The following is a 24,702-nucleotide window of genomic DNA, read 5'->3' as shown; positions in this document are numbered from 1 at the left end:
GATTATAAATTATATAATTTTATTTATTCATTAGTCTTAAACGTGAATAAATCCATTCTTCAATTAAAAATAATAAATCATGAACTATTGTGATATTAGATATAACACATTGCGCTATATCAGCACGGCCACCTCCTTTTCCACCTAATCTTTGAGAAACAAACATAATTAAATCATTGGCATTAATTTTAGTAGATAGATTACTTGTCACACCAACAGTTATATTAACTTTACCATTATATATGGTAAATAAAACAATAATTGCTAATTTTAATTTATTTTTCAAACCATCAACAATCATACGTAACTGATTAAAATCCATATTATCTACATTAGTTATTAATAAATTAACTTCATTTATTTTTTTAACTTGCTTATGTAAAGAAATAATTTTTTGAGCAACTTGTTTCCATTTTAACTCATTTAACGATTTTTCTAATAACTTTACTTTATCTAAAGTAACTTTAATTTTTTTTAATAGATTATTAACATCAGTATTTATTAATTTAGAAATTTCTGATAAAAGATGTGATTGAGATCGCATAAGATCTATAGCAACTTGACCTGTTACTGCTTCTATTCTACGAATTCCTGCAGCAATACTCGATTCACTATTAATACGAAATAATCCTATATCACCAGTACGATTAGCATGTGTACCACAACACAATTCAGTTGAAAAATCTCCTATATTAAGAACACGTACTTTTACATTGCATCTATCATTTTTAAAGATTACTAAACCTTTTTCTTTTGCTTCTTCTAAATACATCAGTGTTGTAACAATAGAATGATTTTTACGAATTTGATAATTTACAATATTTTCAATTTTATCTATTTCTATAGCAGTCATTGCAGAAAAATGATTAAAATCGAAACGTAAATATTTATCAGTTACTAAAGATCCTTGCTGAATTACATGATTTCCTAATACTTTACGTAAAGCTGCATGCAATAAATGCGTTGCAGAATGATTAATACTAATAGCATTACGACGTTTAATATCTATTTGTGTATTAACTAAATCATTTAACGATATTGAACCACTGATTAATTTGCCAATATGTCCAATAGCTTTAGCATATTTCTTTGTATCAGATACAACGAATTGAAAATAATTATTACTAATTATCCCACTATCACCAACTTGACCACCTGATTCAGCATAAAAACAAGTTTTATCACAAATAATAATGCCGTTCTCATTTTGATGTAAAACATTAACAAATTGATCATTTTTAAAAATAGCAGTCACTTTAGATCGTTGTATAATTTTTTCATAGCCTGAAAAATCACTATTTTTATCTATTTTAATAATATTATTATAATTACTAGTGAATATACTAGAATTTCGTGATTTAGATTTTTGTTGTTCCATAGCAGCATAAAATCCTAATTCATCAAATTTAATACCACGTTCATAACAAATATCAGCAGTTACATCAAATGGAACCCCATAAGTATCATAAAGAAGAAATACTATTTCACCAGTTAATATGTCACCTTGTAATTGAGATAATTCATAATCTAATAATTTAATTCCACGATCTAAAATACGTAAGAATTGTCTTTCCTCATTCATTAATATTTTTTCAATAGTGATTTGTTGAGATTCTATTTTATTATTATCCAACAAATAAATTAATGGTTTTACTAATTTGTAAAAAAATAAACCCTTAACCCCTATCATATATCCATGATAAATAGCTCTACGAATAATACGACGTAATACATAACCACGACCTTCATTAGAAGGAAATACGCCATCTGAAATAAGAAAAACGCTAGATCTAATGTGATCAGCGATCACACGTAGTGATTTATTACTTGAATTATTATTAAAATCAGATAACATAATTAATTTGGAAATAGAAGCAATTAATTCACGAAAGATATCAATTTCATAATTTGAATGAACATTTTGTAAAACAGCAGAAATACGTTCTAATCCCATACCTGTATCAACAAATGGTTTTGATAATAGCTTTAAACTTCCATCATTATATCGATTAAATTGCATAAAAACTATATTCCATATTTCAGTATAGCGATCACCATATCCATCAACCGAACCTGGTAAATTTCCTATAATAGATTCACCATGATCGTAAAATATCTCTGTACAAGGACCACAAGGACCAGTATTACCCATTTGCCAAAAATTATCAGATGCATAAATAGAACCTTTATTATCACCTATTCTAATAACACGATCTTCTGGGATACCTATTTCCTTTATCCAAATATTATATGACTCATCATCAGTATGATAAGTAGTAATCCAAAATCGATTCTCTGGTATATTAAACCAATTTTTTCCAGTAAGTAACTCCCATGCGTATTTTATGGCATCTTGTTTAAAATAATCATCAAAACTAAAATTACCCAACATTTCAAAAAAAGTATGATGTCTGTTAGTATAACCAACATTTTTTAAATCATTGTGTTTGCCTCCAGCTCTAATACAATGTTGTGCAGTTGTAATTCGAGAATGATTTATTGACTCTAATCCTAAAAATATATTTTTAAATTGGTTCATACCAGCATTAGTAAATAATAATGTTTGATCATTATTTGGTATTAATGAACTACCTGGTATAATTTTATGTCCCTTATTTTGAAAAAATGTTAGAAACATTTGACGGATTTCAGTTGTACTTTTGTTAATCATATTTATCCTAAAATCAATTTTAAAAATTGATTCATGACATAATATATGTCAAATAAAATTTCTTAATTAATTATTTCTAATAATGATATATTTATTTATATAATTTATCATTAAATAAAAATAAATAATTTTATTATTACTTGTACTTTATAAGTACTGTATAAGTTATACATTTTATGAAAGTTTTGTTAAAAATATTTTCAGTCAAAATATATTAAATTATGTATTATTGAAGTAATTATATTTTAATTATTTTTACATGCTTATCAAAAAAAATTGAAATATTTTTTACATTCTATATAATATTTTATATGAAATATAATTTTTTATTATAGCTGATCAGTTTCAGTAAAAATTTTTACATGTTTAAAGTATATTTAATTTTGATTAATCTGTAATCTGTAATTTACACTAAAGAATTTAATTAAAATTGTTATAATGAATATTATATTTATAATATATTTGATATTTTTTTATTTTATAAAATATTTAATTTTTTTACATCAAAAAATAATTATTAACTTTTATTTTTAATTAAAAAATTAAATATTTTGATATAAATTACCAATATTTAATTTAATATATAATATATATTATCTATTAAATAAGTTAAAAAATATTTTAATTTATATTTAAAATTAGTAGACTTAAATTCTACAAATATAATTTACTATAGTAAAAATGATTATTTTTCAATATATATATTGATAATATAATTGATAATATACGATAAATAATTAATAAAATCTTAAACATCCAAAATTATTTTTATAATTTGTAATATAAGAATTATTCATTTATATATAATATAAAATTCTAATATATATAACTAAAATACATTAGAAAGGCATAGATTACAAAATAAAAAACTAAATTAATTATAAGATATATTAATTATTAATTTAATAAAATTAATAATTAATATATCTTATAATAATAACAAACAACAGATGAATTAATTGTATATTTAATTATATAAATGATTATAAAATGTTTAATATATTAAATATTGCATTTTATGATATTATAGTAATTAATCACATAAAATAATTTTTAGAGTTTTTACTTAGTGAAAAAAATAAAAAAAGATTATTATTGGATGCAAAAAGCCATTTTTTTAGCAAAAAATGCTCAAGATAAAGGTGAAATTCCTATTGGTTCTCTATTAATATACAAAAATAAATTAATTGCTAGTGGCTGGAATCAACCTATTGCAAAACACGATCCATGTGCTCATGCAGAAATTATTACCTTAAGAGCTGGTGGTCAATATTTACAAAACTATCGTTTAGTTAATACAACACTTTATGTAACTCTAGAACCTTGTATTATGTGTTCTGGTGCTATACTTCATGCACGGATCAGTCGTTTAGTTTATGGAGCGCATGATTATAAGACAGGAGCAGCAGGTTCTGTAATGAATGTTTTTCATCATCCTAAAATAAATCATCGTATTACAGTATTAGGGGGTATTTTAGCAAATGAATGTGGTGAAATATTGAGTCTTTTTTTTAAAAAAAAAAGAATTAAATAAATATAAATCAAATTCAAAAATTGAAAATAATAAATTAAATATATTTAATGATATCTAAATTTTATAATTATTGAATAAATATATATAAAGAATATACCACAACAATTATTGTAATAATTATCATTTTTTATTTTTATAAAAAGTAACTATTATTATATCTATATTATTTTAATATTAAATATTACCAAAAATTATATTTGATTAAATTACAGTAAACTAAAAAATTTTTATATTATATATTTATTTTTTATCTAAATAATATTTAAAATTATTGTATTTCTATAAATTAATATTATTTTTTATAATTAAAATAATTGTCATTATTAATAATCTATTATATATCAGATATAAATTTAACATAATCAATAAATAAACTATTCTAAAAATATGAAAGCCAATTCATATGATAAAAATATTTGAATAAATTTAATTTATAATTTATATTTTTCATATTATGATTTTATGATAAAATTAAGTATAAAATTTTTAAAATCAAAAGAAATTAAGTGATATTCATCCCACTTATTACTAAATGCTATATTAACATAATTTAATACATTTAATTATGTTAATTATTTAAATTAGTTTAACTAGTAGTTAAGATCATAAATAGAATTAATTAAATAGTTATTTAAGAAATCATGAATTATCAAGTACTTGCTCGTAAATGGCGTCCTCAAACATTTAATGATGTAGTAGGTCAACAACATATTTTAATTGCTATTAAAAATAGTTTACAACAAAAACGACTACATCATGCATATCTATTTTCTGGAACTAGAGGGGTAGGCAAAACTACTATTGCTAGATTATTCGCTAAAAGTCTTAATTGTAGATCTGGTATAAACAAAAATCCTTGCAATAAATGTAGTAACTGTCTTGAAATCAAGTATGGGAAATTTATTGATTTAATTGAAATTGATGCAGCTTCTCGTACTAAAGTTGAAGATACTAGAGATTTATTAGATAATGTTCAATATGCACCTATAAATGGACGTTTCAAAATATATTTAATTGATGAAGTACATATGTTATCTAGATATAGTTTTAACGCATTCCTAAAAACACTAGAAGAACCACCTGAACATGTGAAATTTATATTAGCAACTACAGACCCACAGAAATTACCTATTACTGTTTTATCACGTTGCATACAATTTCACTTAAAAACACTAAATATTGATCAAATTAGTAATCAATTAGAAAAAGTTTTATCAGCAGAAAAAATATTAAGTGAGCCGAGTGCTTGTCAATTAATTGCTAAAGCAGCTGATGGTAGTTTACGAGATGCATTAAGTTTAACTGATCAAGCTATTGCTATAGGTAATGGAAAAATTATTTTAGACTTAGTAAAAAAAATGTTAAGTATATTAGATGATAATCAACCACTAGATATTATTGAATCTATTGTACATTCTGATGGAAAAAAAACAATGGCTTTAATAGCAGAACTTTCTTTACAAGGAATAGATTGGGAACAAGTTATTATTCAAATGTTATCACTAATTCATAGAATAGCAATGATCCAACTTTTACCTATGAGCATACAAAATATTATTTCCCCAATAGAGGAAAGATTAAGATTACTAGCACGTTCAATTACACCAACTGATTTACAACTGTATTATCAAATTTTGTTAATTGGACGTAAAGAACTTCCATATGCTCCAGAAAAGCGCATAGGAGTTGAAATGACATTATTACGTGCATTAGCATTTAAGCCTAACGTTAATTAGGGATTTTCTAATATTATTATTATATTAATAAAATTATTAATACAATAATAATTGGTAGAATACTACATAATCAGGATGTTAAAAACAATCAATCATTAATAAAATGATTGCATCTTGCTATAAAAAAATTTTATAATTACAAAAAAATTTACAAAATAAATAAATAAAATATTGTATTAGCATAATAATACACTATAATATATTGTATAAAAACTAAAAAATACCGGCATTATTAAAATAACATGATTAATCTTTATGATTTGTTGTTGATATAACTAATAATAAAATAATTTTATATAAATACAAATGATAATAAAAAATTAAAAACAAGTAATTGTATCAAAAATAAAAGGAAATTATAAAACCAGATCTAATACTACCATCATAAAATTATTTTTAAATTATAGAAGTTGTAATTAATGTACTGTACATTAACTGGAAAATTTCAAAAATATCAAAAATGATATCATACTTATAAAGTATGATTAAGTAAATCTTATTTAAATTTAAGATTAATTTATAATTTAAATTAATTATAGTACTAGCAGTAAGCTATGATTTTATAGATTAGTAGAGATTAGTAGATTAGTAGACAAATAAAATCCATAATTTAAATAAGATGATAAAAAATAATTAAGAATAATTAAGATAAGGTAAAAACAAAAAAATTAACATTTTAAATAAAATAATTACTCAAAATTATTATTTTGATATAAAACAAAAGGCGTTTATCGTTTTATATATATTTTAAATTAAATATATATAATAATTGATTAATCAATACATCATAAAATGAGAATATTATGTTTAATAATACTGGATTAAGTAATTTAATGCAACAAGCTCAACAAATGCAAGAAAAAATGCAAAAAGTACAAGAAGAAATTGCTAATATAGAGGTTATAGGAGAATCTGGTGCAGGTCTCATTAAAGTTACTATTAATGGTATACATAATTGCCGTAAAATTGAAATTGATCCTACTTTGCTATTAGATGATAAAGATATCTTAGAAGATCTTATTGCTGCTGCTTTTAATAATGCAGTAAATAATATAGAAAAGATACAAAAAGAGAAAATGGCTAATATATCTAATGGAATAACATTACCTTTAAACTTTAAAATACCATCTTGATAAATTTTAAATACGTATTATAAAAACATAGCAAATTTCTAATACTTAATGATTTTTTTTGTAAAACGTTTAATTTAGATATGCATTATTCATATGCATCATATGAAGTTATTTTCATCGATGTTATTTTATTTTTAAAAAATTAAAATTAAATCTTATAACTAAAATTAGTCAAAAAACTGTACTTATTATATTAAAAAAATTTATAAATCAGATATAAATCAATAATTAGATATTATTTTTTTATAACTAATTAAAAATATTTTTATTAACTCTTTTTTATAAAAACCTTGAATTTTTCAATTTATACCCCATCTGATTCCATAATCGTAGAAATTTTTAACATTTGAGGAAATTTAATAAATATGAAAGAACAAGAAATTCGTGGCTTTCAATCAGAAGTAAAACAATTACTACAATTAATGATTCATTCTCTTTATTCTAATAAAGAAATTTTTTTACGTGAACTAATTTCTAATGCATCTGATGCAGCAGATAAATTACGTTTTAAAGCTCTTTCTAAATCTGATCTTTATGAAAATGATGGCGATTTAAAAGTTAGAATTTCTATTGATAAAGATAAAAAATTATTATCCATTACTGATAATGGTATTGGGATGACTAGAACAGAAGTTATCGATAATTTAGGTACTATAGCTCAATCAGGCACAAAAACATTTTTAAAATCATTAGGCAAAGATAAAGCAAAAGATAGTCAATTAATTGGTCAATTTGGTGTTGGTTTTTATTCGGTTTTTATAGTCGCTGATCAAGTAACAGTGCGAACAAGATCGGCGGGCAATACTACTGACAAAGGAGTTTTTTGGCAATCATATGGGGAAGGTGAATATACAATTGCTGATATTGAAAAAATAGATCGTGGTACTGAAATCATATTACATTTACGTGAAGATCAATCTGAATTTTTAGATACATGGCGTTTGCGTTCAATAATCAGTAAATATTCAGATCATATTACTCTTCCTATAGAAATAGCTAATAAAAATGAAAAAAATGGCATTATTACTTGGGAAAAAATTAATAAGTCTGAAGCTATATGGACTCGTAATAAAAAAGAAATTAGCGATAAAGAATATAAAGAATTTTATAAAAATATTTCCCATGATTATAGTGATCCTTTGATATGGATTCATAATAAAGTAGAGGGTAAACAAGAATATATAAATCTACTATATATACCTACCAAAGCTCCTGTAGATTTATGGAATAGAGATAATAAAAATGGTTTAAAACTTTACGTTCATCGCGTTTTTATTATGGATCAAGCTGATCAGTTTATGCCACATTATTTGCGTTTCATTCGTGGGGTAGTAGATTGTAATGACTTGCCATTAAATATTTCAAGAGAAGTTTTACAGGATAGCGATCTTGTTAAGAATTTGCGTATTTCCTTAACAAAACGTATATTACAAATATTAGAAAAATTATCCAAAAAAGATATAGAAAAATACCAAAAATTTTGGAATGAGTTTGGATTAGTATTAAAAGAAGGCATTGCTGAAGATACAATTAATAAAAAAACTATTTCAAGATTATTAAGATTTTCATCAACATATAATAACAATAATATACAAAATGTCTCTTTAGAAGATTATATAAATAGAATAGTTAATGGTAATCAAAAAAAAATTTATTACATAACTGCTGATAATTATATTTCAGCAAAAAATAGCCCTCATTTAGAATTATTTCGTAAAAAAGGAATCGAAGTTTTACTACTTTCTGATCGAATAGATGAATGGATGATGAATTATTTACCAGAATTTGAAGGTAAATCTTTTCAGTCTATTAGTAAAATAGATGAATCATTAGAAAAATTAACAAATGAAGATAAGGAAAAACAAATAGAAATAGATAAACAATTAAGACCTTTCATTCAGCGTGTAAAAAATACATTAGGTGATCAAGTAAAAGAAGTCAAATTAACTTATCGTTTAACAGAAACTCCTGCAATAGTTACAACTGATGCTAATGATATGAGTACACAAATGGCAAAATTATTTTCTGTAGCAGGACAAGCAACACCAGAATTAAAATATAATTTTGAGTTAAATCCAGAACATCCATTAGTACAAAAAACCATTAAAATAACAGATGACAAATTATTTTTCGAATGGATAAAAATATTATTAGATCAAGCTTTATTTATTGAGAAAGGAAGTTTAGATAATCCAAATGAATTTATTGATCGTATGAATAAATTATTTTTAAGTTGAATATAATAATTTATTAGTAAATTACTATAACTAACTATAGATAGTTATAATTAGTTATGTTAATAATATTCAAAATTTTTTTGTGTAGTTTTATTTATATACTTTTTTAATAATATATGTTACTATTGTATATTTGTTGTCAAATCTTAAAAATAAGACAACTAGAGGCTATACATAATGCGTATTATTTTCCTAGGAGCTCCAGGTTCTGGTAAAGGAACTCAAGCTCAATTAATTAGACAAAAATACGATATTCAAAAAATTTCTATTGGTGATATATTACGCAATGCTGCAAATAAAAATATACATTTAGATATAAAAACAAAAAAATTAATGGATAAAGGTGATTATATTAAAGATGAATTAGTTATTAATTTAATTAAAAATTATTTAGCAAATCATAATTATCAAAAAGGCTTTATATTAGATGGATTTCCACGAACAATACCACAAGCAAAAGCTATAAAAAATATAAATATATCAATTGACTATGTATTTGAATTCGATATTTCTGATGAAATAATCATTGAACGTATTATAGGTCGCCGCATTCATATACCATCTGGGCGAGTTTATCATATAAAATTTAATCCACCAAAAATAGAAAATAAAGATGATATTACTGGTGAAAAATTAATTATTCGCCCAGATGATAAAGAAGCTGTAGTTCGTAAACGATTAATAGAGTATCATAAGTTCACTAAGCCATTAATTGAGTATTATCGTCATGAATCCTATATAACTAATGTAAAATATTTTAAATTAAATGCTAGTTTTTCTATAAAAAAAATAAGTAAAAAATTATTTAAAATTTTAGGTTAATTATAAAAAAATTAATATTTAAATGTTAAATTTATTAATTAAAGTTATCTAAAATAGATTACTATTTTATTTTTTTATTATTATAATTAACAAATTATAACTTTTATAAATATAAATAGGAGTTGATATTAAAAGGTACGGTGTATTATTAGTTAATCTAGGTACTCCAAAGGCTGCTAATACAGAAGCTGTAAAAAAGTTCTTAGCAGAATTTCTCAGTGATATTAGAATTATAAATTTTTCACCAATAATTTGGAAATTATTATTGCATTTAATAATTTTGCCATTAAGATCACCTAAATTAGCTAAACTATATGAATCAATTTGGACTAAAGAAGGATCTCCACTATTAATTTATAGCTTACAACAAAAAATTGAACTGAAAAAAAAACTATCAAATATACCTGTAGAATTAGGGATGAGTTATGGGATGCTACCAATTTCAGAAGCAATTAATAAACTTTTAACTAAAAAAGTTGAAAATATCATAATCTTACCACTTTACCCACAATATTCTAATTCTACTACTGCAGTAGTGTTTGATATGATCATTAAAATATTAAAGAAATATCAGATTATACCAAGAATTAATTTTATTCGTAGCTATGCTGATCATCCTTATTATATTGAAATATTAAAGAAATCAGTTGAATTAAGCTTTAAAAAATATGGTATACCTGAAAGATTAATACTTTCTTATCATGGTATACCTAAATATTATGAAAAAAAAGGTGATATTTATCCAAAACAATGTGAATTAACGACTTATTTATTTAGTAAATTAATTAAATTTCCTACTCATCAAATAATAATGGCTTATCAATCAAAATTTGGTTATAGAAAATGGACAAAACCATATACAAATACTATACTAAAATTTTTAGCTAAAAATAATATCAAACATGTACAAATTTTGTGTCCTGGTTTTTCAGTAGATTCTCTAGAGACATTATGGGAAATATCTATAAGAAATAAAGATCTATTCCTCAAATATGGTGGTGAACAATTTCATTATATACCTGCATTAAATGCAACAAAAAATCATATTATATTAATGACTAAATTGATTATAAATAAAATATAAATAATTTATTAATTTAATATTATTAATATTTGTTAATTGCTATAAACTTAATAAAAATAATTAATTATAAAATTATAAAATTTCACTAAATTATACTATTATTTTTTTAGATAAAATAATTAATATTTTTATTATATGATATCTATTATATTTATTTTATTATTTTTAATTTATTAGAATTTCAATATTTAATAATTTTAAATATCTTAAAATATTATATTTCAATAACTATTAATAAAAATATCCATTATTTAATTAATAACAGAAACTATTTATGATAAAATTTTATAAAAATAAAATATTTTTATAAAATTTTAATTGTCAGTCAAAAAATGCGCCATAGTCTTAGCAATTTCATGTTCGCAAACTACGATATGATTTGCACCACGTTCGCTAATATATCTAATTTCATCATCATAATGGGCTCGCACAATAATGGTAAGATCAGGATTTAATAATCGAGCTTTTTCAACAATTTGTCCTGCTTCATAACCATTTGGGATAGTTAACAAAAGTGTCTGAGCACAATCTATACGAGCCAACCTCATTAAAGTTTTACTTACAGCATTACCAATTAATGAACGAAACCCATTTCTAGATAATTCCTCAAATCGTGCACGTGTATTTTCAATAATAACTAATGGAATATTTTTTTGACGTAACTTTTTAGCTAAAATAGTACCAACACGGCCATAACCTACTATGATAGCATGACCACAAATATCGACAGGAATTTGTATAACTTTAATTTCCTCTTGACTTTCTTCTAATAATTCTTCATCTACTGTTTCAGTTTTCTTTAAGTAACGATCTAGTAAACTAAATAGTAATGGATTAATCATAATAGATATTATTGCACCAGCAATTACTAAATTTAAAGCTTTATTATCAAATACATGAAGAGTAAATCCAATACCAGATAAAATAAAAGAAAATTCGCCTATTTGTGCTAAACTTATAGCAATAGTCAAAGCATTACAATGACTATGCCCAAATAATCTCATTAAAATTAATGCTGCTAATGATTTACCAATAGTAATAATAGCTAATACAGCTAATATAGCAATAGGAAACTCTATCAATATAATTGGATTAAAAATCATACCAACTGATACAAAGAATAAAACAGCAAATGCATCCCGTAAAGGTAAAGTATCTTGCGCAGCTCGATGACTTAATTCAGATTCATTTAATATCATGCCAGCAAAAAATGCTCCAAGGGCAAAAGAAGCGTTAAATAACGTAACAGCAGTATAAGCAATACCAAGAGCTAGTACTAACACAGCTAATGTAAATAATTCACGAGAGCCAGTTGCTGCAGTACGGGCTAACATCCATGGAATAAGTTTTCTCCCAATAAGAAGTGTAATGATAATAAAAATAATGACTTTACTTACTGTAAAAATTAATTTTATTATTAGATCATTAAAACTAGAATTATTACTATCTACAATATCAGAAATACACGGTAGTAATACTAAAGTCAAAACCATCACTAAATCTTCTACAATTAACCAACCAATAGCAATTTTACCGCGTTTACTATAAATTAATTGACGTTCTTCTAACGCTCTTAAAAGAACTACAGTACTTGCTGTTGATAGACAAAGACCGAAAACAGTTCCAGCAAATAATCCCCAACCAAATATCATTGCTAAAGCTAACCCTAATAATGTTGCAGTAATTATTTGAGCTATTGCTCCAGGAATAGCAACTGATTTTACTGATAAAAGATCTTTCAAAGAAAAATGCAATCCAACACCAAACATTAATAATATTACACCGATTTCAGCTAATTCACTTGCTAAATTAGTATTTGCAACAAAACCAGGTGTAAATGGGCCAATAATTACACCAGCTAATAAATAGCCTATTAAAGGTGATACTCTTAATCTTTGTGCTATCATACCAAATAAATAAGCAAGAGTTAAACCACCAACAATGGTAGTAATAAGCGATGATGCTGAATAATCCATTAAATTTCCTCTTTTTGGATTACATGATAATTTACTTCTAAAATATAAATTTATTTTACAATTGATATTTTTATATTATACCATTATATAAATTCTGATTACTAATATTTATTAGTGGATCTATTTCTTAGAAAAAATTTAGAAAAATTATGAATGTCAAAAATAATTTTTTAAAATAATAATTTTTTAAAATTAATAATAAATCAAACAATTTTATCCATTCATAATATTATTAAAATATTATGAATGGATAAATAATAATATTTTAATTAAATATAATTTTTATCTATTAATATTTAATTAAATATTAGATTTAATCTCTGCTTTATATAAAAAAGTAAATAAAATTAATATTTTTATTTTTAGTTTTTAATTTATTTAAAATTTTACTAGCCATTATAAAATTAATAAATATCAATTTTTAATATTTAAATTTTTATTAAAAATTTAAATATTAATTTATTATTAATTCATATATGTATATATTGTTATATAACAATATGAAATATTGTATTATTTATAAATATTTACTATAGTAAATTTAAAATAGTTAAGATTAAATATTGTATATAAAATATTAATTAAAGTAATCAATATATATATTGACTATTTTGTTATTAATTTTTTTTAAAATGTATTTTTTATTTATTTTAAATTCTTTAATCTATCTATTTATAAAAATAATTTTTTAGCAAAAAACAAAAGTATTTTTGTACTAAGATTGAGATGTATTATAATACAATATATAATATATATTAATTAACATTAAACTATTATGGATAGTTTAATGTTAATTATGAATAATATTACAAAAATAATTAAATATAACTATTAATATAGTTAATCTAATTAATAGTCAATCTAATTAAGTTTAAAATAATATCTATTATATTATAAATAATTTTCAATTATTAATACAATCAATCATTATTTTATCCTATTTATCAAATAATTTTATATCTTCTGTTTTAATAGAAATATATAAAACATAACTAAAAATAAAAATCAAATAGCTCTATAGATTTAGATGTAATTTTTATAACTGAACCATTTTTATGCCATGCACCTAATACTGCTCTATGTAATATTTTACCATTAATATTTATTTTATGAATTGCCGGTCTATGTGTGTGACCGTGGATTATCCAATCAACTTGATATTTTGTAAATGTTTCAATTACTGTTTGTTTATTAACATCAGTGATATTTAATGATTTAATACTGTTATTATATTGACTCTTTTCACGTATTTTTTTTAAAATAAAATAACGAATTGATAATGGAAGAGCTAAAAATAATTGTTGTAACCAATGGTTATATACTCTTTTTCGATAGCGTTGATATGAAACATCATCAGTACAAAGTACATCGCCATGTAAAATAAGAATATTATAAGAATATAATGTTAAAACTTGTTCTGTTGGTAATAACAACATACCACTATTATTAGCAAATTTTTTATTTAATAAAAAATCATGATTACCTGGTATAAAATAACAAAAAATACCTTTAAATTTTAATTTTTTTAGTTCTTTTGCTATTAATAGATATAATAAATTTGAATCATCATCACCAATCCAATAATCAAAAAAATCACCTAAAATATATAAAGAATCAGCTTTAATCGCTTGTTCTCGCAAAAAACGCAAAAAACCATGAATAACATCTGGTTTCTTTTTATTTAAATGTACATCAGCAATAAATAAAATCATTCTTAATATTAATACACCTTTTTACCAAAAAAATTAAATAATTGTAAAGATATAATTTTTTATATCTAATTTAAATTAGATATTTAAATTTTCAATTAAATAATTTAATTAAATTTATAAAAACTTGTCTATTATATAGATAATTTAATTTATTAAAAATAGATATAATATATTTATATTATTTAAATTTAAAATAATAAAATACATTAAAATTAATAATACAATATATATTTATTAATTTATAATTATAATAAATAATTTTTTGTAAATTTTTAATTTACTAATTTATTTATAAATAGAGAATTTCTATTTTATATTAATTTAAAATAAAAAAATAATTAAATATATATTACTAATAATGGAAAATCACAATGTTACAAATTTTTAATACAATAAATAATAAAAAAGAAATATTTCAATCAATTAAACCAGGAAAAATTGATATGTATGTATGTGGTGTTACTGTTTATGATTTATGTCATATAGGTCATGGAAGAACTTTTGTTTTTTTTGATGTAATCAACCGTTACTTACGATACCTAGGTTATGATTTAACATATGTACGCAATATTACTGATATAGATGATAAAATTATTAATCGAGCCTTAAAAAACAAAGAACCATATAATTCTTTAGTATCAAGAATGTTAATAAAAATGTATCAAGATTTTGATACACTCAATATTCTTCGACCAGATTTTGAACCAAGAGCTACACACCATATTAAAGAAATGATTACATTGATTAATCAGCTACTTATAAGAGGACATGCTTATATTGCACATAATGGTGATGTAATGTTTTCTATTAAAAGTTACTCTAACTATGGATCACTATCTGGTCAAAAAATCGAATATTTACAATCTCAAACAAATATTAAATTTTCTAAAAAAAAAAATAATCCATTAGATTTTGTATTGTGGAAAATGTCTAAACCAAATGAACCAAGTTGGGCCTCTCCATGGGGAGATGGACGTCCAGGATGGCATATTGAATGCTCAGCTATGAATAATAAACAACTAGGTAACCATTTTGATATTCATGGTGGTGGAATAGATTTAATTTTTCCTCATCATGAAAATGAAATAGCACAATCAACATGTGCTCATAATGAAAAATATGTAAATTATTGGATACATACAGGAATGGTCATGGTTGGTAAAGAAAAAATGTCAAAATCATTAAATAATTTTATTACAATCCGTGATCTTTTAGTACATTATGATGCTGAAACAATACGTTATTTTTTATTATCAGGACATTACCGTAGCCCGATAAATGTCACTAAAGAAAATTTAAGACAATCACGCAAAGCACTTGAAAGACTCTATATAACTTTAAGAAATACTGATATTAATAATAATATTAAATATAGTGATAATATATTTAAGTGGCGTTTTATAATAGCTATGAATGATGATTTTAATATACCAGAAGCTTATTCAGTATTATTTGATTTAGCAAAAGAAATTAATAAATTAAAAGCTAATGATAAATTAATGGCAAATAAATTTGCCACAGAATTACGCCAATTAGCTAATATATTAGGATTATTAACTCAAGATCCAGAAGAATTCTTTAGAAGAAAATCAGATGTTACTAGCAATATTGAAGATAAAATAAAAGAATTAATTAAACAACGTAATGATTTAAGGAAAATTAAATCATGGTCACAAGCTGATTCAGTACGTAATAAATTAAATGAAATGGGAATTTCACTAGAAGATACGCCATATGGTACTATATGGCGTTACAAATAAAAATATTTTTTAAAAATAAATTTTATAAAATTAGAAATAAAATTTAGAAATAAAATTAAATTAGCTTTAGAATAAATAATTAATAAATATTATTCATATATTTTTATTTTTATATGAGTCAGTCATTCTGACTAAATAATAGGAGCATCTAATGTGTTTATGATAGAACAATTACGAAGAATAACAAATAGTTATTTATTTAAAACATTAATAATAATTATTATTTTTACTTTTATATTTCAAAATATTAGTGGCTATTTAATTAATAATTCAAATAATCAAGCTGCAATAGTAAATGGAACTGTAATTAGTCAACTTCAATTACAACAAGCTTTTCAAAAAGAAAAAATAGCATTAAAAGAACTAATGGATACTTATTCAGATGACAGTAATAATTATAATGATAATATAAAGATATTAAAAAATAAAACTTTAGAGCGTTTAATTATAAAAACATTACTAAATCAATATTCCAGCAAATTAGGTTTAACTGCTAGTGATAATCAAATAAAAAAAGATATTTATAATATGGAAATTTTCCATACTAATGGAAAATTTGACAATGAAAAATATCGTGCTATTTTATATAAATATAATATTAAAGCAAATAATTTTGCTAAAGAAATAAAACAAAATTTAATGAATCAACAAATTTATAATATATATATAAACGATGAATTTGTTTTACCAGAAGAAGTTAAATTCTATACTAAATTAGTAGTACAAAAACGTCAAATAAAAACCGCAACTTTATTAATTGATAATTATAAATCTAAACAAATTATTAAAAATAAAGAACTACAAGATTATTATAATAAGCATCAAAATGATTTTTTATCACCAAAACAGGTAAAGGTTAGTTATATTAAACTTGATATTGATTCTCAGCGTAATAATATAGTTATTTTAGATGAAGAAATAAAAAAATATTATGAAGAACATATAACGAATTTTATTCAACCGTCCCAAAAACATTATAGTATGATTCAATTAGCAACAAAAAAAGAAGCAAATTCTATTTTGCAATTATTAATTTCTGGAGCAGATTTTAAAAAATTAGCTAATGAAAAATCTACTGATAAATTTAGTGCATTAAATAATGGGGCTATAGGATGGATGGATGAAGCAACAACACCAAATGAAATTATTAATGCTAAATTAACAAAAAAAGGACAATTTTCAGAAGTAATAAAATATAATACACACTATATTATATTTCGCTTAGATGAAATTAGGGATGAAGTAATAAGACCACTTAAAAATATTAAAAATGAAATTTTTAATATTATAAAAAATGAAAAAGCTATTAATAAGTTTTATTCGCTACAAAAAACTATAAATAATATTGTAATGAATACAAACACATCTCTTACAGAGATTGAAAATATTACTGGCATTAAATCAATAAAAACTAATTGGTTTAGTAAATATACTATGCCTGAAGAAATAAAATTTAAGAAAATTTCTAATATTATTTTTGAAGACAATTTATTAGAAATAAATAATACAAAAAATATTCCTCCACATATTATTAATATAAATAATAATTGTATGATTGCTATTCAGGTACAAAATTATAAACCACAAGTAATACAAAAATTTGATGATGTCAGAAAATCAATAATTAATTTAATTACACTTAATAAAGCTAAAAGTGAAATGGAAAATGATGGCAATAAATTAATTAATTTATTAAAAAAAGGAAAAGGGGAAGATGATTTAAAAAAATTAAGCGTTTATTTTAGTGATAGTAAAATCATTAATCGTTTTGAAAATAACTCACTAGTTAAATTAATTTTTAAAATGGAAATACCTAAAAATAATATACCTACTTATATTAGTGTTAAAGATAACAAAAATAATCTAGTTATTGTACAATTGGTAAAAATTATCGAAGAACAATTAACAGAAGAAGAATTAAAAAATTTTTCTCAACGTTATAAAGCTATTTTAGGTAATGTTATGATGGAATCATTAATATTACAATTACGTAATAGAGCAAAAATAAAATTAGGCACATTTAATGAATATATAACATAAAGTGAAAATAAAGTAAAAATTTTATCAAAAATATTTAATAAATTATTAGTCGTTAATATTTTTTAATTATAAAATAATTTTATTGCTATCAATATATTTAAAATAATTAATAATTGTACATCATACATATGATGAATAATGCTATAATAATTATTATTATTTAATTGTATTTTATGTATAGAATATTCATTCTTTTCAAAGTTACTTATAATAAGTAAAATTTGTATTTAATTAATTTAAATAACTATTTAATATAATAGGTAAACAAAACATATATAAGCAATATAATAATACTATAAATATTTTATTATATTTATAGTATGAAATGAAATATAAATAATTGTTGATATTAATCATATAATTGTAATATAATATCACTTGACAGAAAATTTTATAACGGAGTTCTGTAAGCTTTTTTATATTATATCATTTTTTGTTAACAGGTCAGGTTTGGAAAGAAGCAGCCATAACAAGAAATTAATATATAAAATGATATTGTTGGCAGAACTCCTTTTCTTTCTTTACTTTCTTTATATGGATGGATTATATTTTATCTGAAAAATAAAATGAATTATTAAACTACTATCTTTTTTATTTCAGTTATTTTTTGCAAGATCTTTGATCTTAAGTTTGCCGGGAGTTACTAAGCTGGATATAGCTAGTATAAATATTTGATTAGCGAACATATTAGCGAACATACTTCCAAACTGATGAAGGAATTTTATCGTATAACTTATTCATTGTAAGTTCTGCTAGTCTATGGTCAGCAGCAGAATAAAACAATTCAAGCTCTTCTTCAGATAATTCATATTTATTTTTTTCAATCACACGCTCTAATGTTTCTATAGTAGTACATTTTCTTAAGCGCATTAAATAATCAATTTTAGTCATAATTTCCTTCTTTAAATTAAATTTATATGATTTCTATTTATACTTAAATGATATTAAAATTAACATCTTTATAACATCTTTATCTTTATTTATAACATTATTATATAATAACACAATATTATTAGTGACTTCATATTTAAATTATTGTTTTTTTTAAGCAAAATTTATCATAATTTTACTAGATTTAAAATAACAGTAATTTACTATATATTAAGTATAATATACAACATAAAAATACCACTTGATTTAATTATTATTTAAATGTACAGACTTTATTATTTACAAAAATAAAACTATTATATGCTTAACTATTATATAGTTGAATTAAATACTTCAAGTAATTAGTATACTTATATAAAATAGAAAGTCACTATATTTTATATATTTTTTAATATTCTGTTATTTTTAAATAATATAAAATATTGTTGTATATTAATTATCTATTTTTAATTAAAACTAATAATCTAAATTATTTTCTGAAAACATTGAAATAAGTAATTTAATAAAAACATTAATAATTTATTTAAATAAACAAAACAATATTTTTTTAATTATTAATAAAATCTTATAATTTAAAACTAAAATGTCGAAATAATCACATCGATATTATATCTTTAATATCTGATATTTTATAGTATAATATCTATTTAAAAAATATATCTATTTATTTTTTGAAAACTAAGAGAATAAAAATTAATAGTATTATTTAGTATACTAACTGGTGCTGATAGGAAGATTCGAACTTACCGACCCCACCCATACCAAGGGTGTGCTCTACCGTCTGAGCTATATCAGCAAGAATTTTTTTTGGAGCGGGAGACGGGAATCGAACCCGTATCATCAACTTGGAAGGCTGAGGTAATGACCATTATACTACACCCGCGAATATTAAATTTAAGTTTATAATTTTAATGGTGGGAGAAGGATTCGAACCTTCGAAGTCAATGACGTCAGATTTACAGTCTGCTCCCTTTAACCACTCGGGAATCCCACCTTTTATTTGTTTTATGTGGTGCCGGCACCAAGATTTGAACTAGGGACCTACTGATTACAAGTCAGTTGCTCTACCATCTGAGCTATACCGGCATCAAATATTCAAGTATTTTACTTATTATAAAATATTTTTATAATAAAATTATTTATTTTTATTTATAAAATACTAATCTCCACATTTTTTATTTTAGTATAATATATATTAAAAAAAATCTCAACTTTAAATATTAGTATGACTAAATATTTAAATTTAAAAATAAATTTTTTTAAAATTCAAATTTATTTTTCAATATTAATTTATATATCTAAATTTATTTTAATAAAAATGCTTACAAAAGTAAAATACACTTTAAATATTTGACTAATGAAAAAATTAAAAAAAATTACAATAACCCCTTATTTAAAATTCACTCGTAAACGTTGGAAATACTTAAGTAAGTCTATTCCATTAGAGCTAATAAGAAATAAAGATATATCAAAATTCAAAAAAATTGATGATGAAATATCAATAAATGAAATAAATAAAATTTATATTCCTATTTCAAAATTGATAAATTTTTATGTTAATGCAAATTTAAGTAGACAAATAGTTCTAGAACAATTTTTAGGCACTAATAACATCAAAATACCTTATGTTATAGGTATTACTGGTGGTGTTGCGGTAGGCAAAAGTACAACAGCTAGTTTATTAAAAATTTTACTAAGTAATTTGTCAAAACATCGCAAAGTGGAAATTATTACAACAGATGGTTTTTTATATTCAAACCAAATTTTAAATGAACGCAAATTAATGCAAAAAAAAGGATTTCCTCAATCTTATGACATGTATAGTTTAGAGAAATTCATTTCTGACATAAAATCAGGAGTTAAAAAAGTAACTGCTCCAGTGTATTCACATATTACTTATGATATTATTCCAAATAAAAAAAGGATAATTATCCAACCTGACATTCTTATATTAGAAGGTTTAAATATATTACAAAATGGTATTGATTATCAAAATTCTAATAATCATTTTTTTATATCTGATTTTATTGATTTTTCTATTTATGTTGATGCTCCTAAAAATTTATTAAAAAAGTGGTATATTAATAGATTTTTAAAATTTTGTCGTAGTGCATTATCTAATCCACATGCTTATTTTTATCATTATTCTCAATTAAATCAAAAAAAAATCATTAAAATAGCTCAAAAAATATGGAATAAAATTAATAAAATAAATTTAGAAGAAAATATAATACCAACAAAAAAAAGAGCTAATTTAATAATAACTAAGGGTTATAATCATTCAATTACACAAATTCAATTAAGAAAATAATTCTGTATTAATTAATATATAATTATTAATTTAAATATTTTAAATATATTTTCGTAATGAAATATTATCACCAAAGTAAGAAATAATTTTTCCATGTTGCTCTAATAAAATAGCACCATCTTGATTAATACCTTTTTCTATACCTATTTCAAAATGATTACCAATATTTAATTTTACTTTTTTGTGCAAAAATATATCTAAAATCATCCATCTATTAATAAAAGGTGAAAGACCATATTTCTCAAATTGCACTAATTCACGACGTAATGCTAAAATAATTTGCCCAGCAATTAAATTCCTTTCTAATTGAATACCAGTTTGTTCAAAATTAATCCAATCTTGATCAATATTTTCTTTATAATGATAATTCATAGAAATATTAATACCAATACCAATAACAATATGAATCTTATTACTAACTTGACCTTTTATTTCAATTAAAATGCCAGCAAGTTTTCTCCCATTAAGATAAATATCATTAGGCCATTTAACTTTTATGCTATTTTGACATAATTTATTAAGGGTTTCAGCAATTACAATGCTAGCAACTAAACTTAATCCCTTAGTTGCATTAAACCCATGATTTAAATACCAGTATAATGATAGGTAAAGATTACAACCAAATGGAGAAATCCAATATTTACCAAATCTACCTCTACCAGCAGTTTGATATTCTGCAATACAAACATCACCAGAACGTAATTTTTTAATTCTTTCAAGTAAATATTGATTAGTAGAATTAATAATAGGTTTTAAAAAAATATTTCCCTGGTTACCCTGTTTAACTAAATCATGAATTATTTTATAATCTAATAAATTGATTTTTTTCGTAAGCTGATAACCGCTTCCCATGATATTATTAATATCAATACCCCAATTAAATAATACATTAATGCCTTTATTAATATGATAATGCTTTATGCCAAGTACTTCACACAACTCATTACTTGAGTGTATATTACCATCTGATAGTATTTTAATAAATTTTAATAAGATAGTTATATCGCTCATGAAATTGCATCCTTAGCATTTATTTCACCATATTTACCAATAAAACGTACTTCTGGTTCTAATTTGATATCAAATTTCTCTATAACTTTTTTTTTAATATAACGAGCTAAATTTATAACATCTTTTCCAGTAGCATTATTTTTATTAATTAACACCAATGCATGGTTGTTGTGTATAGCCGCACCACCATATTGGTAACCTTTTAAATTACATTGTTCAATTAACCATCCTGCAGATAGTTTCACGTCACCATTAATTTGAGGATATTTAGGACATAAAGGATACAGTAAATTTATTTTACTTGCATATTTGCTTGAAATAACAGGATTTTTGAAAAAACTACCAGCATTACCTACCAAATAAGGATCAGGTAATTTACTTTTTCTAATTTTACAAATAAAATTAAAGATAGTTTTTGCAGTTATTTTTGTATGTGTAAAAATTAAAGATGTTAAATTAGAGTATGTTAATATTGGTTTCCATAATTTTTTTAGTTTTAAGCCAACTGAGACAATAGCAAAATTTTCACGATATTTATGTTTAAATACACTATCTCGATAACCAAATTCACACTCATGAGAATTTAGACGATATTGTTTACCATTAATTAAATTAATTATATCAACGTAATTACATACATCTTTAAATTCCATTCCATAAGCACCAATATTTTGTATAGGGGCTGCTCCCACAGATCCTGGAATGAAAGCCATATTTTCTAATCCATAGATGCCATTTTTTATAAGTTTTTTAACTAATTTATGCCAATTATTTCCTGAACCTACATGAATATACCATTCTATTGATGATTCAGTTATATTTAATGACGTAATACGATTTAAAATAACTAGACCATCAAAATTATTAACGAATATAACATTACTACCTTCACCTAATAATAAAACAGAACACTTATTCAGTCTAGCATTTTTACATAACATAATCAATTCATTAACTGAATAAATTGAATATACTGCTCTTGCTATAACATTAAGACTAAACGTATGATATTTTTTTAATTTATTATGATGATTATAGTTCATAAATTTATTATTTATTTATAGTGATAAACATTCTTTTACTAAAAGTGATAAACATTCTTTTACTAAAATAAAAAATATTAGCAATATATAATTAAGATAATTTATTTTAATTATGTAATAATATAAATAAAATTTAGGTATTTTTGATTAATTATATTAAGTATTTTTATAATAGAATATCTTAGACTAAGAAAAATTTTTAAGATTTAAAGGCAATTAATTAAATTTTATAATAATCTTACTATATAATAATAGTCTTCCCTATATATTAAAAGTAAAAGAATAAAAATATTTTTACTAACATTTAATGTTACATATTTAACATTATAAATAGTTTTACTGATTACATAGTTATATTGGAAATTATTTAGAATAAATTATAACAGATAAAAATATAATTTTTGCAAAAAAATGTAATACACATATCAAGAATTATTTTCTTCGTTTATGAATAATTAGTAAAAAATATTCTATTTTGGTTATATTTTATTACATTATTTTATTACATATTATAAAAAATATTAAAATTTAGTGCATAAATTTAGTGCATAAATAAAATATAAATAAAAATTTAAATACATGTGCATAACTTTTTAAAGTTTATATATTAACTAGTAAATAACAAGCAAAATAAGTTTATAATATTAATAATATTTATATTTAATCCCAGCTTATACTAGTTAATACATACTGTCATTCACAGCTAAACACAACAAACAACATAATGATCTTGTTATGATA

At 22.3% G+C, this 24,702-nt stretch carries 14 protein-coding genes, 4 tRNA genes and 1 pseudogene; 9 read left to right on the top strand and 10 right to left on the bottom strand.

What is annotated here, in order from left to right; all coding sequences use genetic code 11:
- Nucleotides 1-19 precede the first annotated feature (19 nt).
- Complete coding sequence (gene alaS, locus AUT07_RS01870) at nucleotides 20-2,668, bottom strand: alanine--tRNA ligase (protein WP_066284168.1); 2,649 nt, start codon at nucleotides 2,666-2,668, stop codon at nucleotides 20-22.
- 1,072 nt (nucleotides 2,669-3,740) lie between these two features.
- On the opposite strand from alaS, the gene tadA reads away from it, so the two are divergent.
- From tadA to hemH, 6 genes and pseudogenes are all read left to right on the top strand, one after another.
- Nucleotides 3,741-4,205, top strand: coding sequence for a tRNA adenosine(34) deaminase TadA (gene tadA, locus AUT07_RS01865; protein ID WP_071889668.1), 465 nt, complete (start codon nucleotides 3,741-3,743; stop codon nucleotides 4,203-4,205).
- Between the two features lie 641 nt (nucleotides 4,206-4,846).
- Nucleotides 4,847-5,929, top strand: a pseudogene (gene dnaX, locus AUT07_RS01860) (DNA polymerase III subunit gamma/tau); the annotation flags it as partial.
- A gap of 815 nt (nucleotides 5,930-6,744) precedes the next feature.
- Nucleotides 6,745-7,074 carry a YbaB/EbfC family nucleoid-associated protein gene (locus tag AUT07_RS01855; protein WP_066283437.1) on the top strand — a complete coding sequence of 110 codons (330 nt, stop codon included), beginning with the start codon at nucleotides 6,745-6,747 and terminating at the stop codon, nucleotides 7,072-7,074.
- Between the two features lie 359 nt (nucleotides 7,075-7,433).
- Nucleotides 7,434-9,311, top strand: a complete 1,878-nt coding sequence (htpG, locus tag AUT07_RS01850) for a molecular chaperone HtpG (RefSeq protein WP_204200689.1) — start codon at nucleotides 7,434-7,436, stop codon at nucleotides 9,309-9,311.
- A 177-nt stretch (nucleotides 9,312-9,488) separates the two neighbouring features.
- The gene (adk, locus tag AUT07_RS01845; RefSeq protein WP_066283434.1) at nucleotides 9,489-10,133 is read left to right on the top strand and encodes an adenylate kinase; all 645 of its coding nucleotides are present in this window, start codon (nucleotides 9,489-9,491) and stop codon (nucleotides 10,131-10,133) included.
- Nucleotides 10,134-10,260: 127 nt separating this feature from the next.
- On the top strand, nucleotides 10,261-11,217 hold the full coding sequence (gene hemH / locus AUT07_RS01840) for a ferrochelatase (protein WP_066283432.1): 957 nt from the start codon (nucleotides 10,261-10,263) through the stop codon (nucleotides 11,215-11,217).
- A 314-nt stretch (nucleotides 11,218-11,531) separates the two neighbouring features.
- Here the strand turns inward: hemH and ybaL are convergent, their stop codons facing one another.
- Both ybaL and lpxH read right to left on the bottom strand, forming a co-directional pair.
- Complete coding sequence (gene ybaL, locus AUT07_RS01835; protein ID WP_066283429.1) at nucleotides 11,532-13,193, bottom strand: YbaL family putative K(+) efflux transporter; 1,662 nt, start codon at nucleotides 13,191-13,193, stop codon at nucleotides 11,532-11,534.
- A 992-nt stretch (nucleotides 13,194-14,185) separates the two neighbouring features.
- Entirely contained in the window at nucleotides 14,186-14,905 is a 720-nt protein-coding gene (gene lpxH, locus AUT07_RS01830; protein WP_066283427.1) for a UDP-2,3-diacylglucosamine diphosphatase, read from the bottom strand.
- A 371-nt stretch (nucleotides 14,906-15,276) separates the two neighbouring features.
- Between lpxH and cysS the strand changes: the two genes are divergently transcribed.
- Nucleotides 15,277-16,665 carry a cysteine--tRNA ligase gene (gene cysS, locus AUT07_RS01825; RefSeq protein WP_066283423.1) on the top strand — a complete coding sequence of 463 codons (1,389 nt, stop codon included), beginning with the start codon at nucleotides 15,277-15,279 and terminating at the stop codon, nucleotides 16,663-16,665.
- A 159-nt stretch (nucleotides 16,666-16,824) separates the two neighbouring features.
- On the top strand, nucleotides 16,825-18,705 hold the full coding sequence (gene ppiD / locus AUT07_RS01820; protein ID WP_071889671.1) for a peptidylprolyl isomerase: 1,881 nt from the start codon (nucleotides 16,825-16,827) through the stop codon (nucleotides 18,703-18,705).
- Nucleotides 18,706-19,392: 687 nt separating this feature from the next.
- Here the strand turns inward: ppiD and hha are convergent.
- The 5 genes from hha to AUT07_RS01795 form a co-directional block, all read right to left on the bottom strand.
- A complete protein-coding gene (hha, locus tag AUT07_RS01815) occupies nucleotides 19,393-19,596 on the bottom strand; it encodes a hemolysin expression modulator Hha (protein WP_066283416.1) in 204 nt (67 codons plus the stop codon).
- Between the two features lie 719 nt (nucleotides 19,597-20,315).
- Nucleotides 20,316-20,392 (bottom strand) — tRNA-Thr (locus tag AUT07_RS01810).
- 12 nt (nucleotides 20,393-20,404) lie between these two features.
- Nucleotides 20,405-20,479 (bottom strand) — tRNA-Gly (locus AUT07_RS01805).
- A gap of 29 nt (nucleotides 20,480-20,508) precedes the next feature.
- A tRNA-Tyr gene (locus AUT07_RS01800) sits at nucleotides 20,509-20,590 on the bottom strand.
- 16 nt (nucleotides 20,591-20,606) lie between these two features.
- Nucleotides 20,607-20,682, bottom strand: a tRNA-Thr gene (locus AUT07_RS01795).
- Nucleotides 20,683-20,953: 271 nt separating this feature from the next.
- On the opposite strand from AUT07_RS01795, the gene coaA reads away from it, so the two are divergent.
- Nucleotides 20,954-21,907 (top strand): type I pantothenate kinase, encoded by a 954-nt coding sequence (coaA, locus tag AUT07_RS01790; protein WP_066283414.1) that lies wholly within the window; start codon nucleotides 20,954-20,956, stop codon nucleotides 21,905-21,907.
- 39 nt (nucleotides 21,908-21,946) lie between these two features.
- On the opposite strand, the gene birA is transcribed toward coaA, so the two are convergent.
- A complete protein-coding gene (gene birA / locus AUT07_RS01785) occupies nucleotides 21,947-22,918 on the bottom strand; it encodes a bifunctional biotin--[acetyl-CoA-carboxylase] ligase/biotin operon repressor BirA (protein ID WP_066283412.1) in 972 nt (323 codons plus the stop codon).
- Nucleotides 22,915-23,961, bottom strand: a complete 1,047-nt coding sequence (gene murB, locus AUT07_RS01780; protein ID WP_066283410.1) for a UDP-N-acetylmuramate dehydrogenase — start codon at nucleotides 23,959-23,961, stop codon at nucleotides 22,915-22,917. Before murB ends, birA begins: the two co-directional genes overlap by 4 nt.
- Nucleotides 23,962-24,702 lie beyond the last annotated feature (741 nt).

The organism is Candidatus Arsenophonus lipoptenae (assembly GCF_001534665.1).
Lineage (GTDB): Bacteria > Pseudomonadota > Gammaproteobacteria > Enterobacterales > Enterobacteriaceae > Arsenophonus > Arsenophonus lipoptenae.
The sequence above is the reverse complement of the archived record's forward strand: the minus strand, read 5'-3'. Positions and strand labels throughout refer to the sequence as shown.